The organism is Bradyrhizobium sp. CCGB20 (assembly GCF_024199855.1).
Lineage (GTDB): Bacteria > Pseudomonadota > Alphaproteobacteria > Rhizobiales > Xanthobacteraceae > Bradyrhizobium.
On the sequence record NZ_JANADN010000001.1, the window covers coordinates 4,863,913 to 4,882,076 of the forward strand.

General features: G+C 63.2%; 22 protein-coding genes. 7 read left to right on the forward strand and 15 right to left on the reverse strand.

What is annotated here, in order from left to right; translation table 11 throughout:
• Window positions 1-2: 2 nt before the first annotated feature.
• From NLM15_RS22425 to NLM15_RS22455, 7 genes are all read right to left on the reverse strand, one after another.
• The gene (locus NLM15_RS22425) at window positions 3-596 is read right to left on the reverse strand and encodes a TRAP transporter small permease (protein ID WP_254119483.1); all 594 of its coding nucleotides are present in this window, start codon (window positions 594-596) and stop codon (window positions 3-5) included.
• 163 nt (window positions 597-759) lie between these two features.
• Entirely contained in the window at window positions 760-1,557 is a 798-nt protein-coding gene (locus NLM15_RS22430; RefSeq protein ID WP_254119484.1) for an MBL fold metallo-hydrolase, read from the reverse strand.
• Window positions 1,558-1,570: 13 nt separating this feature from the next.
• The gene (locus tag NLM15_RS22435) at window positions 1,571-2,347 is read right to left on the reverse strand and encodes a TatD family hydrolase (protein WP_254119486.1); all 777 of its coding nucleotides are present in this window, start codon (window positions 2,345-2,347) and stop codon (window positions 1,571-1,573) included.
• A 13-nt stretch (window positions 2,348-2,360) separates the two neighbouring features.
• Window positions 2,361-4,349, reverse strand: coding sequence for a methionine--tRNA ligase (gene metG, locus NLM15_RS22440; protein WP_254119488.1), 1,989 nt, complete (start codon window positions 4,347-4,349; stop codon window positions 2,361-2,363).
• Between the two features lie 109 nt (window positions 4,350-4,458).
• Window positions 4,459-5,505: a DNA polymerase III subunit delta' gene (locus tag NLM15_RS22445; protein ID WP_254119490.1), complete on the reverse strand. Its 1,047-nt coding sequence runs from the start codon at window positions 5,503-5,505 to the stop codon at window positions 4,459-4,461.
• Window positions 5,502-6,188, reverse strand: a complete 687-nt coding sequence (gene tmk, locus NLM15_RS22450) for a dTMP kinase (protein WP_254119492.1) — start codon at window positions 6,186-6,188, stop codon at window positions 5,502-5,504. Before tmk ends, NLM15_RS22445 begins: the two co-directional genes overlap by 4 nt.
• A 2-nt stretch (window positions 6,189-6,190) precedes the next feature.
• Window positions 6,191-7,453, reverse strand: coding sequence for a D-alanyl-D-alanine carboxypeptidase family protein (locus NLM15_RS22455; protein ID WP_254119494.1), 1,263 nt, complete (start codon window positions 7,451-7,453; stop codon window positions 6,191-6,193).
• Between the two features lie 154 nt (window positions 7,454-7,607).
• Between NLM15_RS22455 and NLM15_RS22460 the strand changes: the two genes are divergently transcribed.
• A complete protein-coding gene (locus tag NLM15_RS22460; RefSeq protein ID WP_254119496.1) occupies window positions 7,608-8,564 on the forward strand; it encodes an alpha/beta fold hydrolase in 957 nt (318 codons plus the stop codon).
• Here NLM15_RS22460 and NLM15_RS22465 read toward each other — a convergent pair.
• Window positions 8,558-9,484 carry a septal ring lytic transglycosylase RlpA family protein gene (locus NLM15_RS22465; RefSeq protein WP_254119498.1) on the reverse strand — a complete coding sequence of 309 codons (927 nt, stop codon included), beginning with the start codon at window positions 9,482-9,484 and terminating at the stop codon, window positions 8,558-8,560. The two genes, NLM15_RS22460 and NLM15_RS22465, sit on opposite strands and share 7 nt — an antisense overlap.
• 804 nt (window positions 9,485-10,288) lie before the next feature.
• Here NLM15_RS22465 and NLM15_RS43530 point away from each other — a divergent pair.
• The gene (locus NLM15_RS43530) at window positions 10,289-10,417 is read left to right on the forward strand and encodes a hypothetical protein (RefSeq protein WP_256565480.1); all 129 of its coding nucleotides are present in this window, start codon (window positions 10,289-10,291) and stop codon (window positions 10,415-10,417) included.
• A 32-nt stretch (window positions 10,418-10,449) separates the two neighbouring features.
• On the opposite strand, the gene NLM15_RS22470 is transcribed toward NLM15_RS43530, so the two are convergent.
• A complete protein-coding gene (locus NLM15_RS22470) occupies window positions 10,450-10,731 on the reverse strand; it encodes a hypothetical protein (RefSeq protein WP_254124323.1) in 282 nt (93 codons plus the stop codon).
• A gap of 174 nt (window positions 10,732-10,905) precedes the next feature.
• Between NLM15_RS22470 and NLM15_RS22475 the strand changes: the two genes are divergently transcribed.
• Complete coding sequence (locus NLM15_RS22475; RefSeq protein WP_254119500.1) at window positions 10,906-11,484, forward strand: TIGR00645 family protein; 579 nt, start codon at window positions 10,906-10,908, stop codon at window positions 11,482-11,484.
• A gap of 20 nt (window positions 11,485-11,504) precedes the next feature.
• On the opposite strand, the gene NLM15_RS22480 is transcribed toward NLM15_RS22475, so the two are convergent.
• A complete protein-coding gene (locus tag NLM15_RS22480; RefSeq protein ID WP_254119502.1) occupies window positions 11,505-11,822 on the reverse strand; it encodes a DUF1476 domain-containing protein in 318 nt (105 codons plus the stop codon).
• Window positions 11,823-12,083: 261 nt separating this feature from the next.
• On the opposite strand from NLM15_RS22480, the gene NLM15_RS22485 reads away from it, so the two are divergent.
• Window positions 12,084-12,308: a hypothetical protein gene (locus NLM15_RS22485; protein WP_254119504.1), complete on the forward strand. Its 225-nt coding sequence runs from the start codon at window positions 12,084-12,086 to the stop codon at window positions 12,306-12,308.
• 57 nt (window positions 12,309-12,365) lie between these two features.
• Here the strand turns inward: NLM15_RS22485 and NLM15_RS22490 are convergent, their stop codons facing one another.
• Both NLM15_RS22490 and NLM15_RS22495 read right to left on the reverse strand, forming a co-directional pair.
• On the reverse strand, window positions 12,366-12,557 hold the full coding sequence (locus NLM15_RS22490) for a hypothetical protein (RefSeq protein ID WP_254119506.1): 192 nt from the start codon (window positions 12,555-12,557) through the stop codon (window positions 12,366-12,368).
• 1,014 nt (window positions 12,558-13,571) lie between these two features.
• The gene (locus tag NLM15_RS22495) at window positions 13,572-14,315 is read right to left on the reverse strand and encodes a DUF2786 domain-containing protein (RefSeq protein ID WP_254119508.1); all 744 of its coding nucleotides are present in this window, start codon (window positions 14,313-14,315) and stop codon (window positions 13,572-13,574) included.
• Window positions 14,316-14,794: 479 nt separating this feature from the next.
• Here NLM15_RS22495 and NLM15_RS22500 point away from each other — a divergent pair, with 479 nt between their 5' ends.
• Window positions 14,795-14,992: a hypothetical protein gene (locus tag NLM15_RS22500; RefSeq protein WP_254119510.1), complete on the forward strand. Its 198-nt coding sequence runs from the start codon at window positions 14,795-14,797 to the stop codon at window positions 14,990-14,992.
• 27 nt (window positions 14,993-15,019) lie between these two features.
• Here NLM15_RS22500 and NLM15_RS22505 read toward each other — a convergent pair whose 3' ends face one another.
• The 3 genes from NLM15_RS22505 to NLM15_RS22515 all read right to left on the reverse strand — a co-directional run bounded on the left by NLM15_RS22505 (window position 15,020) and on the right by NLM15_RS22515 (window position 16,555).
• Complete coding sequence (locus tag NLM15_RS22505; protein ID WP_254119511.1) at window positions 15,020-15,229, reverse strand: hypothetical protein; 210 nt, start codon at window positions 15,227-15,229, stop codon at window positions 15,020-15,022.
• Window positions 15,230-16,040: 811 nt separating this feature from the next.
• Window positions 16,041-16,223, reverse strand: a complete 183-nt coding sequence (locus tag NLM15_RS22510; protein WP_254119513.1) for a hypothetical protein — start codon at window positions 16,221-16,223, stop codon at window positions 16,041-16,043.
• Complete coding sequence (locus tag NLM15_RS22515) at window positions 16,220-16,555, reverse strand: hypothetical protein (RefSeq protein ID WP_254119515.1); 336 nt, start codon at window positions 16,553-16,555, stop codon at window positions 16,220-16,222. The genes NLM15_RS22510 and NLM15_RS22515 overlap by 4 nt, the downstream gene beginning before the upstream one ends.
• Before the next feature lie 803 nt (window positions 16,556-17,358).
• Here NLM15_RS22515 and NLM15_RS22520 point away from each other — a divergent pair.
• Both NLM15_RS22520 and NLM15_RS22525 read left to right on the forward strand, forming a co-directional pair.
• Entirely contained in the window at window positions 17,359-17,721 is a 363-nt protein-coding gene (locus NLM15_RS22520; protein ID WP_254119517.1) for a hypothetical protein, read from the forward strand.
• Window positions 17,722-17,893: 172 nt separating this feature from the next.
• Entirely contained in the window at window positions 17,894-18,118 is a 225-nt protein-coding gene (locus NLM15_RS22525; RefSeq protein ID WP_254119519.1) for a hypothetical protein, read from the forward strand.
• Window positions 18,119-18,164 lie beyond the last annotated feature (46 nt).

Consider the following 18,164-nt stretch of genomic DNA (forward strand, 5'->3'; position numbering starts at 1 on the left):
GATCAACCTCCCCCGCCCTGTGAGATGCGCTCGATGAATTCGTCCGGCGTCTCGTCGGGCGAGCCCTTCTCATAGCTCGGCCGGTTGCCGCCGATCACATTGACCATTTCATCGATCAGCGCGATCGACAGGATCGCAAGGCCGCCGGCGAAGCCGAGCTGCGGAATCCAGAGCGGAAGCGCGACCACGCCCTGCGCCACGTCGTTGAAGCGCCAGGAGTCGTAGGTCATCTGAATCGCGTGCCGGGTGAAGTAGAGAATGAAGGCCGTCGCAATGCCGAGCGCCACGATTTCCGCGATCTGCTTGGTTCGCCCGTGCAACCGCTCCAGCAGCAGGCCGACGCGGATCATCTCGCCGCGCTTGAAGGTGTGCGCGAGACCGAGGAACGCCATCGCGGCCATGCACCAGGACGCGAAATCATCGCCGGCGGGAATGTTGATCGCAAACTGGCGCCCGACCGACATGATCATCATGATTGCAAAGATCGCAACCAGGAAGACGCCCGCGGCGTAGCCCGCACCGAGATAAAGGAGATCCAGAGCGCGTCGCACCAGTCCCCTCGTCGCTACATCGTCCCCTGCCAACGCGATCCCCATCCTCACGAGGCGATACAACCAGCCCGGCGGCCGCTATCAGGCGCCGCCGGTTCTGATTGAATATCGCCCTGTCCAGCGCCTGTCTTTCAGACGTTAGATCAACATGATGGGGCCGGTGCAAGCAAGGAGTATGCCGGCTGTTGCCGGAATTCCCACCGCAGATTCAGTGCGTGTCCAGCCGTAGCCCGTCAAAAGCCGGCACCACGCCCGCGGGCAGCGATTGCCGGATCACCTCGTAATCCACGTCGGCGGTCATGTTGGTGATGACGGCACGCTTCGGCTTGAAGCGCTCGATCCAGGACAGCGCGTCGTTGATACTGAAATGGCTGGAATGGGTGGTGTAGCGCAGGCCGTCGACGATCCAGAGATCGAGGTTCTCCAGCGCGCCCCAGCTCTCGCGCGGGATGTCGTTGAGATCGGGCGTGTAGGCGGCGTTGCCGATGCGATAGCCGAGCGCGGGGATCTTGCCATGCTCCACCAGGAAGGCGGTCATCGTCACCGCCCCGCCCTTCCCCAAGACGGTCTGGCTCTCGCCCGCCTCGATGGAATGCCGCGTCAGGATCGGCGGGTAGTCGCTGCCTTCCGGCGAGATGAAGCAATAGGAGAACCGCGCCATGATGTCTTTCGCGGTCGACAGGTTGAAATAGACCGGAATGCGCTTGCGCATGTGGAGCACCACGGAGCGCAGATCGTCCATGCCATGGGTCTGGTCGGCATGTTCGTGCGTCAGGAACACCGCGTCGATGTGATCAACGTCGGTCGAGAGCAGTTGCTCGCGCAGATCCGGCGAGGTGTCGATCACGATGCGCGTGGTGCCGTGGCTTGACGTCTGTTCGACCAGCAGCGAGCAGCGGCGGCGGCGGTTCTTCGGATTGTTGGGATCGCAGGCGCCCCAGCCGAGCGCCGGGCGCGGCACGCCGGCGGAGGAGCCGCAACCCAGGATCGTCAGCGTCAGCGTCATGCGGCTCCCAACCTTAAGCTTTCACCTTGGAGAACAAGCGGAAGAAGTTTTCGCTTGTCTGGCGTGAGATCTCGTCAAACGACACGCCGCGCGCCTCGGCGAGCACCTTGGCGACCTCGACGACATAGGCCGGCTCATTGCGTTTGCCCCGGAACTTGCCGGGCGCAAGATAGGGCGAGTCTGTTTCAACCAGAATACGGTCGGACGGCAGTTCAGCGGCAAGCGCGCGCAGGGCCTCCGATTTCTTGAAGGTCAGGATACCCGTGAAGCCGACATAGAGCCCGAGCGACACCGCCTTCAGCGCCAGCTCGCGCCCGCCGGTGTAACAATGCAGCACGGCGCGAAACGATCCCCTGGCCGCCTCCTCTTCCAGGATGCGGGCGCAATCCTCGTCCGCCTCGCGGGTGTGGATCACCAGCGGCAGGCCGGTCGCACGGGCAGCGGCGATGTGGGCGCGAAAGCCCCTCGCCTGCGCCTCCGGCGAGCCGTTGTCGTAGAAATAGTCGAGCCCGGCCTCGCCGAGCGCGACGACCCTGGGATGTTCGGTCAGCGCGATCAGCTCGTCCGGCGCGATGCCGTCCTCCTCATCCGCGTTATGCGGATGAGTGCCGACCGAGCAATAGACGTCGTCGAAGCGCTCGGCGATGGCGAGAAGCTGATTGAGCTTTCGCACCCGCGTCGAGATCGTGACCATGCGCGTGATGCCGGCCGCACGGGCACGCGAGACGATCCCGTCGAGATCTTCCGCAAAGTCCGGAAAATCCAGATGACAGTGGCTGTCGACCAGCATCGCTACGTGCGCCTCAGGCCGCCGGCTCGATGTAGCGCGGGAATGCCGGCGTCGGCGCCGGCAGCGTAGAGCCCGGCGCGATGCGCTTGCCGCCGCCCAGCATGGCGAAGTTGCGCTCGTCCGCGGGAATGCCAAGGCTGTCAAGCAGCAAGCTAGACGCGGTCGGCATCGCCGGCTGGGCCAGGATCGCGATCTGGCGCACGACTTCGGCGGTGACATAGAGCACCGTCTTCTGCCGCGCAGGATCGGTCTTGGCCAGCGCCCACGGCGCCTCGCCCGCGAAATAGCGGTTGGCTTCCGCGACCACGGCCCACACGGCATTGAGCCAGTGATGGATCTGCTGCGTCGCCATCGCCTCGCGCGATGTGGCGATCATGCCGTCGGCCATCGCCAAGATCGCCTTGTCGTTGTCGCTGAACTCGCCGGGCTCCGGCAGCACGCCACCCAGCTGCTTGGCGATCATCGACAGCGAACGCTGCGCGAGGTTGCCGAGATCGTTGGCGAGATCGGCGTTGATGCGCGCCACGATGGCTTCGTGATTATAGTTGCCGTCCTGGCCGAACGGCACCTCGCGCAGGAAGAAATAGCGCATCTGGTCGACGCCATACTGGTCGGCGAGATTGAAGGGGTCGACGACGTTGCCGACCGACTTCGACATCTTCTCGCCCCTGTTGAACAGGAAGCCGTGGGCATAGACCCGCTTCTGCACGGGAATGCCGGCCGACATCAGGAACGCCGGCCAGTACACCGCATGGAAGCGGATGATGTCCTTGCCGATGATGTGCACATCGGCAGGCCAGTAACGCCAGTTCTGGTCGCTTTCATCGGGGAAGCCGACGCCGGTGATGTAGTTGGTGAGCGCGTCGACCCACACATACATCACGTGCTCTTCGTCGCCGGGCACCTTGACGCCCCAGTCGAACGTGGTGCGCGAGATCGAGAGATCGCGCAGGCCGCCCTTGACGAAGCTCACCACCTCGTTCTTGCGGGAGTCCGGCCCGATGAAATCAGGCTTCGTCTCGTAGAGCTTCAGCAGCTTGTCCTGATAGGCCGAGAGGCGGAAGAAATAGCTCTTCTCCTCGACCCACTCGACCGGCGTGCCTTGCGGCCCGAGACGCACGCCGTCGTCGTTCAGGCGCGTCTCGTCCTCGGCGTAATAGGCCTCGTCGCGCACGGAGTACCAGCCGGCATAGGTGTCGGCATAGATGTCGCCGTTCGCGTCCATGCGCCGCCAGATCTCCTGGCTGGAGCGATGGTGCTGCTCTTCGGTGGTGCGAATGAAGCGGTCGAACGACACGTTGAGGCGTTCGTCCATCTCCTTGAAACGGCCGGCATTGCGAGCCGCCAGCGCCGACACCGTCAGGCCTTCGTTCTGCGCGGTCTGGATCATCTTCAGACCGTGCTCGTCGGTACCGGTCAGGAAGAACACCTCCTTGCCGTCGAGCCGCGCAAAACGCGCCAGCACGTCGGTCGCGATCGCCTCATAGGCGTGGCCGATATGCGGACTGCCGTTGGGATAGGCGATCGCGGTCGTGATGTAGAAGACGTTGTCGCGCGCGGGTGCGGCTGCGGGAGCAGCGGATTGCGGAGCCGCGACGGGCTTCGGCGCCGGCGGCGCCTTGGGCTTCGACACCCTGGGCTTCACGGCCTTGGGCGGCGTAACGACAGGAGCCGGTGCGGCGATCACGGCAGGCGACGCAACCTTCGCCTTCTTGGCCGCCTTCTTCGCGGGAGTCTTCGAGGGAGTCTTGGCTGGCTTCTTGGCCGCTTTCTTCACCGCCTTCTTGGCGACGACCTGCTTCTTCGCAGCCTTCTTGCCGACCTTCTTTGCCGTCTTCGCAGCGCTCTTCTTCACGCCCTTCCTGGCGGCAGCCTTCTTGGTCTTCTTGACTTTCTTGGCGGCCTTGCGCGCAAGCGCCTTCACGGCCTTCTTCGCGGCCTTGTTGGCAGCCTTCTTCTTGCTGCTCTTGCCCTTGGCGGTTTTCTTAGCTCGCGTTGCCACGACGAATTCCTTTACCGGCTTCTCGAAATTTGGAAACGAACCTGCGTTAGGTTATTGTTTTGAGCATGATCCTGTCGGAAATCCGCTCCGCACCTTTCCGGATCATGCTCTAGCGCGTTGCGTCCGCCAGCCAGCCGAACACCGAGAAAACCAAGGGCTTTCGCTCCAGATTGTAGGTTTCGGTGTCGCGCGCCGCGCGGACGATCTTTTCCCATACCTCTGCAAGGCGCGCAAGGCGCGGCAGGTTCTGGTTGGCGTTCGCTTCGTCGGCATGCAGTCGCTCCGCGATCCAGCGATCGATGCCGTCGATGAAGGCCGCGAGCGCCACGCGGTCGCTGGTGCCGAGCGACTCGCCGAGCGTGTGCAATTCACGCGGATCGACCTGCGGCAGGCGCGCCAGCAGCGCCGCCGTACGCTGCTGGAGTTTCAGGGCGTCGCCGCCGAGCAGCGTCAGCGCCCGCGCGACACTGCCCTCGGAGGCCTCAGCGGCCTCGCGCAGCGCCGGATCGTTCGGATCGAGATCGGCCGCCGAAGCTGCGGCGCCGATCACGTCATCCGTGCCGAGCGGGCGCAGGCGCAGCTTTCGGCAGCGCGACTGAATCGTTGCGAGCACGCGCGCCGGCGCGTGGCTCACCAGGAGGAACAGCGATTGCTGCGGCGGTTCCTCGAGGATTTTCAGCAGCGCGTTCGCGGCGTTCGGATTGAGCTCGTCGACGGTGTCGACGATGCAGACGCGCCAGCCTTCTGCCGCAGCAGTCGAGCCGAAGAAGCCGATCGTCTCCCGCGTCTCGTCCACGGTGATCACCGTGCGCATCACGCCGCGGTCGTTGGCGGTGCGTTCCAGCGTCAGCAGCCCGCCATGCGAGCTGGCCGCAACCTGACGCGCCACGGCGTCATCAGGATCGATCGCGAGGGTCTCCGCGCGCTGCACGGACGGCGCCAGCGGCTGGCCATTGGAAAGCACGAAGCGCGCCATGCGATAGGCCAGCGTCGCCTTGCCGATCCCCTGCGGTCCTCCGATCAGCCAGGCATGCGGAATGCGCCCGCTGCGATAGGCCGCGAGCAGCGCCGTCTCGGCTTCGCGATGGCCGAACAGAAGACTCGTCTCGCGCGGATGCGGAATGGCGGACTCGCGTTCGGCCTGACGCGGGCTCATCTGGAAACCACCGATGCAGGTGTCGGGAGAAGACGATCGCGCAGCGCCGTCCAGACGCGCCCGGCGACCGTGTCAGGATCGGAATTGGCATCGATCAGCACGCAGCGCGCGGGATCGTCCGCCGCGATCTTGCGATAGGCTTCGCGCAGGCCCTGATGGAAGCTGAGCTTCTCGCCCTCGAACCTATCCGGTGTGCCGCTGCCGCGGCGTGCGGCGGCGCGCTGCAAGCCGATCTCGACCGGCAGGTCGAGGATGATGGTGAGATCCGGCTTGAGATCGCCGATCGTGACCCGCTGCATCGCGTTGATGAGGCCAGCCGGCACCTGGCCGAGACTGCCCTGATAGGCGCGGGTCGAGTCGGCAAAGCGGTCGCACAACACCCAGGCGCCCCGATTGAGCGCGGGCTCGATCACGGTGCGGACATGGTCGTCGCGGGCAGCGGCAAACAGCAGGGTCTCGGCGTCGGGCCCGAGCAGCTTGCCCATCCCCGACAGCACCAGATGGCGCATGATCTCGGCGCCCGGCGAACCGCCGGGTTCGCGCGTGACGAGGGTCCGCATCCTGGCCGCGTTGAGCCGGTCGGCCAGCTTCTTGATCTGGGTCGACTTGCCCGTCCCCTCGCCACCTTCAAAGGTGATGAAGCGTCCGCGTCCGGACGGCCGCTGTGCCGCGCTCTCACTCATGATCAGAGCTTCTCGGCGCCTGCGCGGAACATGCCGATCACGAGCTCGCTGGCGCCGTCGATGGCGCGGCGCATGGTCGAGCCGGTGCCAATCGCCTCAGCCGCATAGACCGGCGTCTCCACCGCGATGTTGCCGCTGCGCCAGACCCTGACCAGGCCGACCTTCTGGCCGGCCTCGATCGGGGCGCGCACCGGTCCGCTATAGACGACACGCGCGATCAGCTTGTCGCTGCCGTTCTTGTGCACCATCACCTTCACGGGCGTCTTGGCGACGAGCTTGACCGAGCGGCTCTCGCCGCCAAACACCTTGGCGTAGCCGACTTGCTGGTCGGCCGCGATCAGGGTGCGGGTCTCGAAATTGCGAAAACCCCATTCCAGCATCTTCTTGGCTTCGGTGGCGCGATCTTCCGGATCTTCCAGCCCGTTGACGACGACGATCAGCCGCGTGCCGTTCTGCACCGCCGAGCCGACCATGCCGTAACCGCCCTCCTTGGTGAAGCCGGTCTTCAGACCGTCAGCGCCCTCCATCGAATTGAGCAGCGGATTGCGGTTGGGCTGCCGGATCTTGTTCCAGGTGTACTCCTTCTCGCCGAACAGTTTGTAGAATTCGGGGAAGTCGAGAATGATGTGCCGCGCGAGGATGCCGAGCTCGCGCACCGTCATCTTGTTGCCGGGGTCGGGCAGGCCGTTGGAATTGCCGAAAGTCGACTTCGTCATGCCGAGCTCGCGGGCGCGCTTGGTCATGAAGTCGGCGGCAAAGATTCTCTCGTTGCCGGCGATGCCTTCGGCCAGCGCGATGCAGGCGTCGTTGCCGCTCTGGATGATCGCGCCGTGCAGGAGATCGTCGACCGAGACCTTGCTGTTGATGGCGGCGAACATGGTCGAGCCGCCCGAGGGCGCCCCGCCCTTGCGCCAAGCGTTCTCGCTGATCCGGTACTCGTCGGTCGGCTTGATGTCGCCCTTCTTGATGGCGTTGAAGACGACTTCCGCCGTCATCAGCTTCATCATGCTGGAGGGCGCGCGCAGCTCGTCGGCGTTCTTCTCGAACAGCACGCTGCCGCTGGAAGCCTCGATCAGGATCGCGGTGGGGGCATCACCATCAAAGCCGGAATCTTCCGCTTTCTTGACACCCTGGATGCTCTGGTTGGCGGCGTAGATCGCCCCGCCCCAGCCGATGCCCGCCACCAGAACCGCAGCAACCAGCCCGCGTGCCAGCACTCCTGCGGAGAACCGGGTGCGACGAAGCGGAAAAAGACGAAATGCCATGGCCAAGCCCTGAGAGCGGCGTTCTAACAGCAGGAACCGGTGCGAACAACACGAGGCTAACCGCCGGAACCCGAGATTGCACGATTCTCGCGGCGCCCCTATCGTGTCACCTCATATTTCTCGACCAAACCCCTGAAACAAGGCGGAAAAGCGAATGTTGTCCACCCGCGTGATCAAGGCCAACGGGATCGATCTGTTCATCCGCGAAGCCGGCCAGGGTCCGCTGGTGGTGCTGTGCCATGGCTGGCCGGAGCTATCCTACTCCTGGCGCCACCAGATCCCTGCGCTTGCGGACGCCGGTTTCCACGTCGTGGCCCCCGACATGCGCGGTTACGGCCAGAGCGCAGCGCCGGCGGACGTCGCCGCCTACTCTATCTTCGACACGGTCGGCGACGTCGTTGGCCTCGTGCATGCACTCGGCGAGAGCAAGGCGATGGTGGTCGGCCACGACTGGGGCGCACCGGTCGCCTGGCATGCGGCGTTATTCCGGCCTGACATCTTCACGGCGGTGGCCGGCCTGAGCGTGCCGCCACCATTCCGCGGCCGCGGCAAGCCGCTCGATCTGCTGCGCCAGGGCGGCGTCACCAATTTCTACTGGCAGTATTTCCAGACGCCCGGCGTCGCCGAGGCCGAATTCGAGCAAGACGTCGCCCGCACCATGCGCATCGTGCTCGGCGGGCGCGGCCTCGCCGATCCCAGCGCCGCCATGTTCGTCCAGGAGGGCAAGGGCTTTCTCGGCCACGCAACTGTCGAGGAGCCGCTGCCGGGCTGGCTGAGCGAGGCTGATCTGGCCTATTTCACCGAGACCTTCGCCAGGTCCGGCTTCCGCGGCGGGCTGAACTGGTACCGCAATCTCGACCGCAACTGGGAGCTGACGGCGCCCTGGCAGGACGCGCAGATCCACCAACCGTCGCTGTTCATCGCCGGCTCGAAAGACGCCGTCATCACCGGCCTGATCGGGGCCAAGCGGGTCAACGAGCTCGAGCGCGTGCTGCCCAATCTGACGCGCAAGCTGATCATCGAGGGCGCGGGCCATTGGGTCCAGCAGGAGCGGCCCGACGAGGTCAACGCTGCGCTGGTGAAGTTCTTGAAGGAGCGCGCGGCTCAGTAGAGGCCGCGGCCACTCAGGATGCTGCGAGCCTCGGCAGCGCCGTCTGCCGATGACGGCGCGTTCTCGGTCGCGTAGCGGCCATCCTCGTCATAGGACACGGCTCGCGCATTCTGGAGCGCCCGGCCCCGGCTTCGGCTCGAGGCCGACATCTCCGAGGTCGCATTGAGCGAAGCCATGTCGGCGGAGGTGTTGCCGAGATTGTAGGGCCGGCCCTCCGGCATCGGAACCTCGCCGCGAATGGCGCTGCGGTTCGACGATGGCAGCTCCGGCACGAAGGGCCTTGCCGAGGCGACCCGCACCATCGAGGGCGACGGCGCCGGGATCCCGGTGCGCAGGGTCGCCATCAGCTGGCGATCGTCGGAGCCTTCGAGCGGCGCCCGGCCGACATATTCGACACGGACCTTGGCGACGCCATTACCTTTGAATTCAAGGAGTTCGGCAGCTTTGTTCGATACGTCGATGAGCCGGTTGCCGTGATAGGGCCCGCGGTCGTTGACGCGCACGATCAGCGATTTGCCGTTCGAGATGTTGGTCACCCGCGCATAGGACGGCATCGGCAGGGTCGGATGCGCCGCCGTCAGCGAGGTCATGTCGAACACTTCGCCATTGGCGGTCAGGCGGCCATGGAAATCGTCGCCGTACCAGGACGCCATGCCCTCGGCGCGGTAGTTGACGTCCTCCTCCGGCACATAGGTCCGGCCGGCCACGACATAGGGCTTGCCGACGCGGTAGGTGCCGCCGCCCTTCGGGACCGGATCCCCAAACGCCACGACCCGGGGGCTCGAGGATACGCCGTATTTCGGATCGACCCGGCTGGCGAACTTGTTCGAGGAGGCGCAATTGGCGAGCGCAAGGCAGGTCGCGACCGCCGCAACACCGCGCGCGGCCCGCAAAACCGAATCTGACCGTCGGATCCCCATGTGCCCCAAATACCACTTCGCCGGAGGCGTACCCAACCCGCTTTGGCTACGGGGGAGCGCTGTCCGGTCCCTTGATCCGAGGCGGCCCACCACCGCGTCGGAAGCAGTAAGGATAACGCAACCCGAACACGGCGGAAATGGGGAGCCCACAGCGATCACGCTGGGATGGTAAACGGGACGTTCGCTTTTCTCCCGTTGCTCTACGGGAGAAGAAGCCCCCGCCCTGTGCCACTCCTGGACATTCTGTTGCGCTGAATCCTCACTCCACCCCCATTGTCTTGTGGCTCACTGGAATTCTTTTGACTGTGCAAGGCCGCACGCGTTTTCTCGGCTGCAAGGGCGAACTGGAATTTGACGATGATCGAGACGGTTTCGGCACTGATGGGTCTGGTAAGCGCGGGGATCTTCCTGGCCCATGCGTTTGAAGGTTACCGCACGAGGGCCTGACGGCATTCGCGCGGACGGCAAGCATCCCCTCTTTCAAGCCAGCACGTTCGGATAATTTTAAGCGATCCGACCGAGCATAGAAGACGAGAGCGGCAGGTGTCCCATGCGCAATCATGACTTCGTATCGGATGGCTTCCTGGCACTGACCGCCGGCGGCTTGGTCCTACTCTGCTCGAGCCTTGTGGCGCTGGCCTTCGGCTGAGCACCACCACCACTTTTCTTATTTCTAACCACAACTATACCGCGATGCAGCACGGCACCCGTTTTGGATTGCCCCGCTCCCATTTAGTTGATTGAATTTCTGCGTTTGACGCCTCGACTCATTTCAAGAGGCCATCACCAACGAGGGTGACGCAAATGCTTGCTGAAAAATTTTTCCTGGTTCTGGAATCCCTGATCCGCGGCGATCGCACCTATCCCGACGGAAGTCCCCGCGTCATCAGCACCTCCCCCCACGTGCCGATGAAGCTGCCGGGTCGGAAATAGCCGGTCCTGCGAACTTCCGAATCACGTGGCGCTCAGCGCAGGCCCAATAGCGAGCGGCGAAAAGAGCTGTCGCGAGCCTCGCGGAGGCAGACAAAACTGCCATCGAAACCCTGACCGTACCGCTTCTGGCCCTTGCCGTAGTAGATGCCTTTCCTGAAATCGAGCCAGACCACCTGGTCGTGCGGGCAATGACGCTGCGCCTGCGCCTCGTAGCGAAACGGCGTCAGTGGTGTCGCCGACACCTCCGCGCCGCTGGCGCCAACCAGCATTGCGACTGCGATGCCGCCCAGCCTGCCGAAGCCGCTCCAAGACACTCCCGAAGACACTCCCGCCTCCCGATTCAAGCCGTCGCGCCGTGGCCGTTCGGCACGGTAGCACGAGACGACGCAATCTGTCGGCCGAGGCAGGGCGGCTTCGCGTCTTCCGCCGGCCATCTTGTCGGGTTACATGAAAGCGAGATCATTTCAGCTCGCGAGGATGCTGTCTGAATGTCGGTTGAGCCTGAGCCCAGGACCGAACCCCGCCCGCCCTTGCCGCGCCTGGGCCTGCTCCCGATGGTCATCTTCGGATCGCGCTGGCTGCAACTGCCGCTCTATCTCGGACTGATCGTGGCGCAATGCGTCTACATCGCGCTGTTCCTGAAGGAGCTGTGGCATCTCTCCTGGCACGCCCTCGACCTCACCGAGCAGCAGATCATGATGAGCGTGCTCGCGCTCATCGACGTCGTGATGATCTCCAATCTGCTCGTGATGGTGATCGTCGGCGGCTACGAGACCTTCGTCTCGCGGCTCGACCTCCAGGGCCATCCCGACGAGCCGGAATGGCTCGGCCACGTCAATGCGAGCGTCCTGAAGATCAAGCTCGCCATGGCCATCATCGGCATCTCCTCGATCGCGCTGCTGCGCACCTTCATCGAGGCCGGCAATCTCGGCTCGAACCGCGCCGGCTTCACCGAGACCGGCGTGATGTGGCAGGTGCTGATCCACATCACCTTCATTCTCTCGGCGATCGGCATTGCCTACGTGGATAAGCTCAGCGATTCAGGCATGCGCAAGCACGCCGAGTGAAGCGCCACGGCCGGCCTTCCTTACTTGTCCGCCTCGAGCTGCTGCAGGGCCTGGTGCAGGCATTCCTGCAGCTTCAGGGCGACCTGCTCACGCCCGACGCCCTTGCCGGCGAGATCGGCTGAGACCTTGCCCACGACATCGTCGATCGTCTGGCTCCCCAGATTGTCCGTCACCAGTGCGGTCGCGTAGCTGGCCGCGGCATCGCCGCTGAGCCCGAGCTGGCCTGCGGCCCAGAGCCCGAGCAACTTGTTGGACCGGGCCGTGGCCTTGAACATGAGGTCCTCGTCGTGGGCGAATTTGGCCTCAAAGCCCTGCTCGCGCTTGTCGAACGTGGTCATGGTCAGCTCCATTGCGGTTTCGCTTGATGAGGATCGGACTGGCTGGGAGCGAGCGTCTCCGTGGTTCTCGTCAGTTTAGGATCTTTTGAATCTTCCTCCCGGAAGGCAGACCCCGTCAAGCCTGGCGCGGCGGTGCGCCGGGCCGGGGCGTGTGCACGGAAGCACCAGCGCTGCGCCAGCCAGCTCGGCTAGGCAGAGTCGTTTACCGTTTGTTAAACAGACTCGGCGCGGGATGGCCCGGGGGACATCGAGAGCTGACGCATGAACAAGGACCTGCGGGAGTTTCGACGGCTTGAACGGGTCTGCCTGGAGCAGGCCGCCCTCTCCACCATGGACCTCACGCGAAGCGGGCTGCTCAAGGTCGCCGACGATTGTCGCATCGCGGCCGAAGCGATCGAGGCGCAAGCGCCTCGCGGCGCGTTCGCAGGCGCCGTCCAGGCGCTCAAGCTGGCTTTGAGCGCAACCGGGATGTCCAACCGGCATTAGCTGCCGGTCACGGTCGGGAGATCGATTCAGGCGATTGCTGGCGGCGACCGTGTTCGGTCAGCCCTTCGCTGCGGCCGCTTCGCGCGCGAGCCGCTCGGCCTTCAGCCGATCCTTGTTGGCGTAAAACGCCTTCTGCGCCTCTTCGTGATCTCGCATGGCCTTTTCGGCCTCGATTCGGCGTGCGGCATCACGAGCCTGGCGCTGCTCAGGGGTCAAGGGTTTGCGTCGGAAGGAAAGGTCTTCAGTCATGCCAAGACAACGCGGAAGCGGCGAAAGGGTTCCACGAGCCGAACCAGACAGGCCGGCGTGGCCGATCTCAGCCTCAAAATATCAGATAGTTAGATGCTTCGCTCGGTGGTCGGCCGGACCTATTGCTTCGAACCCGGCGGGGTGACGCCGACGAGAGGGCATTGCGGTGCTGCGGGAATCGGGCTGCGCCAGCTCCGTACCTCCATGACGTCGAGGATCGTTGAGCAGGCTGCGGTAGGTCCAATGTCCGACGAATGGATCGTCGCTCATGATGCCTCGCTTTTTTTGGATCGGGTCTCGATCTCGTTGTTCGCTCGACGCTGATGCATTTGGCGCTGTAACTGTCGGCGGGCTGGACCGCCGGCTCGTAGGGATTGCGCACGATGAAGCCGAGCCTGCACCACTCGGTCACCATCTTGAGGTCACCGACCCCGCCGGCACCGGCGCGACCATCTTGATGCCGAAGATGTCGGCCGCCTCCAGCGCCGCCGCGCCGTTGCCCCAGAACCGCCCGCACCGCCATAGTCGGCAGTGCTGTCGCCCGCGGCTTCATCCAGGATCGCCTTCACCCGCGCATGAGCAACGGTCAGTGCTTCGGTGTCCATTCCAGCCCCCGGGCAAGGCATGACGGAGAAGGCGGCTGTGGATGCCGTCATCTCAACACGCACCTTCGCGCCCTAATGAACGGCGAATATTTTTGTCAGGTAGCGTGAGCTATTTCATACAACCGAAATGGACGGAGAGCGCGCTGCATTCAAATTGTCGAAAACAACCCCATGCACAGTAGCCGATGCGTTTGAAATCAACGGCTTGCGCGTCCTGTATAAGGCCGTTTTGACTCGTCGGGCAAAACAAGGGTAGAATACTATTATTCCGAAATCGTCACTGGCCCTGAAAGCTATGGTTCGCCAAGCGCGTAGCCAGAAGAGTGACGATGAGAGGATTGCGGTCGTGTGACCTCATGACACCGCGATCCTCTCGGCTCCAGCCGAAGCGGCGCCCTCCCGGGTCCGTTCAGCTCCCTTTGGGAGTGGTCCCCGACTGCGACCCGCCAAGGCCGGGATTGATGGCAAGCGATGCTCCGGCGGCGCCGCCGGCTTCATAGGCCGTCATCGAAACCATCCGGCTCGTGCTGCGCTGGGTCCGGAGCTTGAGGTCGAGCTTGTCGAATTCTGCATCGACCACCGAGCTCTTGAGAACCACCAGCCCGCGGCCGGTGGTTTCGTTGACCTGATCGCGACTGGCCTTGATCGCCTCCAGCCTGCGCGCGATCGACGCCACCATCCCGAGCGCGAAGGAGCCATTGGCCAGATGCCGCTCCTGGTGCCGGAACCTGATGTAGTCGACCGAGGTCTTGAAGCGGCCGAGTTCGGCGCGCACGGCGCCGTCGATCACTTCGGCCAGATAATGCGCGACCTCGATATCCGCGCCGAGACCGAAGAACACATAGCAGCTCTCGCCGGCCGCGTTCTTCTCGCGCCAGACCCGGCAATCGCAGAAATGAGCGATCGCGCCGATACAGTCGTCCAGGGGAATTCGCTTCTTGCGATGGGTCTCAAAGACCCTCCGCTCGCACGGCGACGCGCGCAGCTCGACGTCGGAGAGCGACAAATCGTGGCGATCCAGCAGCTCGGCGACCTTGGCGGCGGCAGACAGCGCCTCGTCCTCGGTGCAGCCATTGGCAATGGTTTTGGCGCGCAACGCCTGAATGCGGGCCTTCAGCTTGTCGAGCGCAGCCGGATTGAACGTCTGATTCACCGATCACCTGCCCGGGAAAGCCTGACCGACAAACCCCGGTCGCATGTTCTGGCGGAAGGGGTGTCCTCGCTTTGTAGCCGTAAGAGATTGATTTGAAAAAAGTTTTACAAAGCGCCCTCACCTACCTACAGGCCTAACCACAATCAGATATCCGGTGATTGGCCATGTATGAGAAAACTGGTTTCTACGGGGTTTCGGCGACTCTGGACGAGCATGAACCGCCCCGCTCGAAAATCAATAGAGGACGTATGCCGAGAACTTGCCGACACATCTGCGGACAGCGTCGAACGAGCCGCGCTCCTCGAGCTTGCCGACAACTACAGGCGTGCCGCCTTTTCCACACCCACGACTGGCAGTGGCTCGGGCAGATTCCGGGCCGCTAGGAATCGATAATTTGACTCTCGCCTGCGCCACGTTTCGATCGCGTCATCACGAAGGCAGAGAACCGAGCGGCTGCGCGGGCTTGGTACAAAGAGCAGATGCACCAGCGTGCTGCAGAAGCGCGAGCCATAGCGGTCGAGGCCGAGCTCGCCGAGCTGGATCGGTTACGCCGCTTTCTCATTCGAGAACGGACCCTCGGCCACACGCGTCCGCTGATCGACGCGATTGACGACTATGTCGAGCAGATCACGGGCGACCGGACGGCGCTGCACGCCAAAAACCACAAGTGCGGATGACCTAGTTTTCGAGATGCAATGAGAGTTTTAGGTGCCGCAGATCTTTCGGTTGACGCACGTACCGTTCCCAATAATGGCCATACCTTGCAGGATCCTCTCCAGCTTCTCATCAATGCGTTGCAGATAAGGATCAGATCCTTGAGCGTGGGCGGGGGCAGGTCTGAGGCTCGGCACAAGTGCGTTCGCCCAAAGACTGGCGGCAATAACGCCAAGCAGGATCTTAGTAGAACGGTCCATGATTTCTCCTCCATGCTCGATTGAGGCAATAAGCTCCAACATTTGCTGTGGGATGCGGCACGTCGCTCACAAGCGTCGATGTCTTTTGCAGGGTAGGTCAGCATGTGTCTGAGCCAAGCGTTCTGCGACACCAGGAATATGACCTGTAATTAAGCGTTCAAAGGCCCGCCGGTTCACGCTGGCGGGCCTTCCTTATCAATGCTGCTGGGGCATTGTTGGTGCCGTAGAGCCGTTGTGAGAGCCACGATAGCGGCAGAGATGCGCTATAACCTTTTTATCTCAAGGCCGAGTAGATTTCAGATTCGCCGATGCGAATAGGCCGGCGACCAAGGTGTGTAAAGTCGAACGCGCTCTTCGCGATCCCACAGATATTTCCTCCGTGGCTCCGCACACATGCAAATCGGCGCTCCTGCGCTATTTTTCGTGGCGAGGCAAAACGCACCGAAACCGTCACAGTGACCGGAGCAGACGTAACCATTACCGGAGCAGGCGAGCGTGGCTGAAGACCCTATCGTTGAAAGGGCAATCACTCCGAGGAAGACAAGGAAATGCATTTTGGCAATCATGAAATTTCTCCCATTCATGCAACAACGCAGTAATTTTAGGTTGTATACCCATATTTAACCACTGTGGGTGCGACAAATTGGCCGGGAAGAGGGCCCGCCAGCGTGAACCGGCGGGCCGCGATTCAAAATGCCGGATTTGCCGGCAATAAAGCGAATAGCAGAGTCAGATCAGCGACTTAAATCCGCGAGTCGTTCAGCCCGACGGCGCGCCCACCTAAGCCGCTGAAGCGCCCATAAGGCCCGGATCAGTCGCACTCGACGGCCTCCCTTATCCGGTCGGCCTTCGCTCTGATCTCCAGGGCCACTAAGCGGGCGCCGTCAGATGCGTTTTCGGGATCAGGCCCAGCGAACAAGACGACCAGAAGGTCGGCTAGGTGGACGATCTCGGATGCGAGATCGTGCGCGCCGGCAAGATCTGGCGCGCTCATGGCAGCACCGCTGAGCACTCAGCCAGCCGCGGCTCGTTGCTCTCCCGGTCGCAGTCGTCCTGCTCGTGGTCCCCGCCGTCCTCCTCGTCCCGCTCGCTCAGCTCGAGCTCGTCGGTGTCACAGGGCACATCGTCGACCCCTTCCTCCCGCTCAGTCATGACGTAGGGGTCTGAGGCGTCCAGGAAGGCGATCAGCCGCTCGATCTCGGCGGATGCCTCTTTCCTGAGCCTGGCGAGGTCGCTGAGGGCCATCCGCCGGCGCAGCTCTTGGAGTGCAGGTCCTGACAGCATCGCTTCCAGCGACTCCGCAGGTAGTTCTCTGACGATTTTCATGGTGGTTCTCTGGATCAAACCGGCTTCTCACGGCCGGGTGCCAGTGGGCAGCACTGGCGCCGGGAGGGTGAGAACATCGCCAGAGACGATGCGCGACGGCCTTTCCCTTTCGGGTCTTGTATAGCCGCCGCTCTCCCGGCCAAGTGGTGCCGTTCACGCTGGCGGCTAACCAGCGCGTCCTAATCGACGGCGACGGATGATCCCGGCAAGGATCGCCCTGCCATCGCCCTGGTGCCGAACGCAGCCCGGCAAGGCTGTTCGGCGGGAGTTCTCACGCTCCGTCCTCAGTGCACCACTGATTTGGTTAAAAATCCATCCCCTTTCGGGGGGAAACGTGCTGCCATAGCGGCATGGGCCGTACCCCCGCGCGCGTCACCAAAGCTGACATCCGCCGCGCCCTGAAGGCCGCGAAACAGGCAGGGGCTGCCGCAGTCTCGGTGCTGCCGGATGGAACGATGCGTATTGAGCTCGCGCTCGACGACGGGATCCCTGGTCCGGCAAGACACTCGAGAGATGGTCGATCAGCGGCTGGAAGAGCAAGCGCCGCACAAGCCGCCGTCGCGCTGAGAATAGAACAGCGGAAAGAGAGCCTGCGTCCGCAGCGAAGGGCAGAAACCGCTGAGCAAATTCGGACACGCAAGGGATATACGGACGAAAACGGAAACTACCGCAAAATAGTTGCTGGTCTACGCGCCGGAAAAGTTCGCGTCATCGGACCCGACGGTCGGAAATAGATCGAGGATGCGAAGCCCACCGACCCGGCTCTGTGGCAGCGCAAGCGCCCACCTAAGTCTTGGTGATCGATGCCTTTGCTGACAATCAAAGAAGCCGCCGCCAGGTTGAGCGTGTCACCACAGTGGCTGAAGTATTGGCTCGTCGATAATCCCGAGGACGCCGCGGGCACTCCGTTCTATCTGCGGATGGGAAACCGCCTCAAGTTTGAGGAGAACGACGTCGAGCGAATACTCACCCATCTGCGAGAGCTAGAATCCGCCCGCCTCGGACCAAGCATCAAGGCAAAGGCTAAGCTGGCCGGGCTTATGTCTCGTGTCGGTGGCTATGACCACCTGCTTGAGGTGCGGGAAGCTGCGGATCGCAGGAAGCGTGAAGCCAAGTCTAAGCATGGTCCTCGACGACGCGTGACATTGCCCGACTGGCCAAAATGAAAGCGCAGAATTGAGCTGAGGAACGGCGCGCCTGAGTCGCGGCGGCGCAAGGGCGGCCGCCTGTCAATCCTCCGGCCCAATACGGTTGTCTTTCAATGAGCCCCTTCGAAAGGGGCATTGCATTTCTGTGCCCGTGCCGGTTGAGTCCGACCGAAAGTGGCTGGGTGGCTACATGAAGGACGTTCTTAAGCGATTGGGCTACGTGCTGCATTGGACTTGCAGTGGTGTCGCAGGACTGCTGGTTCTTGTGGCAAGCGGCTTTGGCATCGCGGCCCAAGTCAGCTCGTCTAGAGCCGATTACGATGACGCACTCTCAACCGGTACGATGTATGCCGCGGGAGCGGCGTTGAGCTGGCTGATCGGTCGAATCTCTAAGTTCGTGCTAGCAGGCGAGTGAGCGCTCCTCCTGCCAGCCGGAGCCGACATCTGTTTACGGGTTGAAA

Bases quoted from the DNA above. Each gene is read 5' to 3' on its own strand.
- NLM15_RS22485 (WP_254119504.1), top strand. From the start codon at position 12,084: ATGAACAAGGACCTGCGGGAGTTTCGACGGCTTGAACGGGTCTGCCTG.
- NLM15_RS22500 (WP_254119510.1), top strand. From the start codon at position 14,795: ATGCACCAGCGTGCTGCAGAAGCGCGAGCCATAGCGGTCGAGGCCGAG.
- NLM15_RS43530 (WP_256565480.1), top strand. From the start codon at position 10,289: ATGCTTGCTGAAAAATTTTTCCTGGTTCTGGAATCCCTGATCCGCGGC.
- NLM15_RS22455 (WP_254119494.1), bottom strand. From the start codon at position 7,453: ATGGCATTTCGTCTTTTTCCGCTTCGTCGCACCCGGTTCTCCGCAGGA.
- tmk (WP_254119492.1), bottom strand. From the start codon at position 6,188: ATGAGTGAGAGCGCGGCACAGCGGCCGTCCGGACGCGGACGCTTCATC.
- NLM15_RS22525 (WP_254119519.1), top strand. From the start codon at position 17,894: ATGAAGGACGTTCTTAAGCGATTGGGCTACGTGCTGCATTGGACTTGC.
- NLM15_RS22430 (WP_254119484.1), bottom strand. From the start codon at position 1,557: ATGACGCTGACGCTGACGATCCTGGGTTGCGGCTCCTCCGCCGGCGTG.
- NLM15_RS22460 (WP_254119496.1), top strand. From the start codon at position 7,608: ATGTTGTCCACCCGCGTGATCAAGGCCAACGGGATCGATCTGTTCATC.
- NLM15_RS22510 (WP_254119513.1), bottom strand. From the start codon at position 16,223: ATGAGCGCGCCAGATCTTGCCGGCGCGCACGATCTCGCATCCGAGATC.
- NLM15_RS22465 (WP_254119498.1), bottom strand. From the start codon at position 9,484: ATGGGGATCCGACGGTCAGATTCGGTTTTGCGGGCCGCGCGCGGTGTT.
- NLM15_RS22425 (WP_254119483.1), bottom strand. From the start codon at position 596: ATGGGGATCGCGTTGGCAGGGGACGATGTAGCGACGAGGGGACTGGTG.
- NLM15_RS22435 (WP_254119486.1), bottom strand. From the start codon at position 2,347: ATGCTGGTCGACAGCCACTGTCATCTGGATTTTCCGGACTTTGCGGAA.
- NLM15_RS22520 (WP_254119517.1), top strand. From the start codon at position 17,359: ATGCCTTTGCTGACAATCAAAGAAGCCGCCGCCAGGTTGAGCGTGTCA.
- NLM15_RS22445 (WP_254119490.1), bottom strand. From the start codon at position 5,505: ATGAGCCCGCGTCAGGCCGAACGCGAGTCCGCCATTCCGCATCCGCGC.
- NLM15_RS22490 (WP_254119506.1), bottom strand. From the start codon at position 12,557: ATGACTGAAGACCTTTCCTTCCGACGCAAACCCTTGACCCCTGAGCAG.
- NLM15_RS22480 (WP_254119502.1), bottom strand. From the start codon at position 11,822: ATGACCACGTTCGACAAGCGCGAGCAGGGCTTTGAGGCCAAATTCGCC.
- NLM15_RS22515 (WP_254119515.1), bottom strand. From the start codon at position 16,555: ATGAAAATCGTCAGAGAACTACCTGCGGAGTCGCTGGAAGCGATGCTG.
- NLM15_RS22475 (WP_254119500.1), top strand. From the start codon at position 10,906: ATGTCGGTTGAGCCTGAGCCCAGGACCGAACCCCGCCCGCCCTTGCCG.
- NLM15_RS22505 (WP_254119511.1), bottom strand. From the start codon at position 15,229: ATGGACCGTTCTACTAAGATCCTGCTTGGCGTTATTGCCGCCAGTCTT.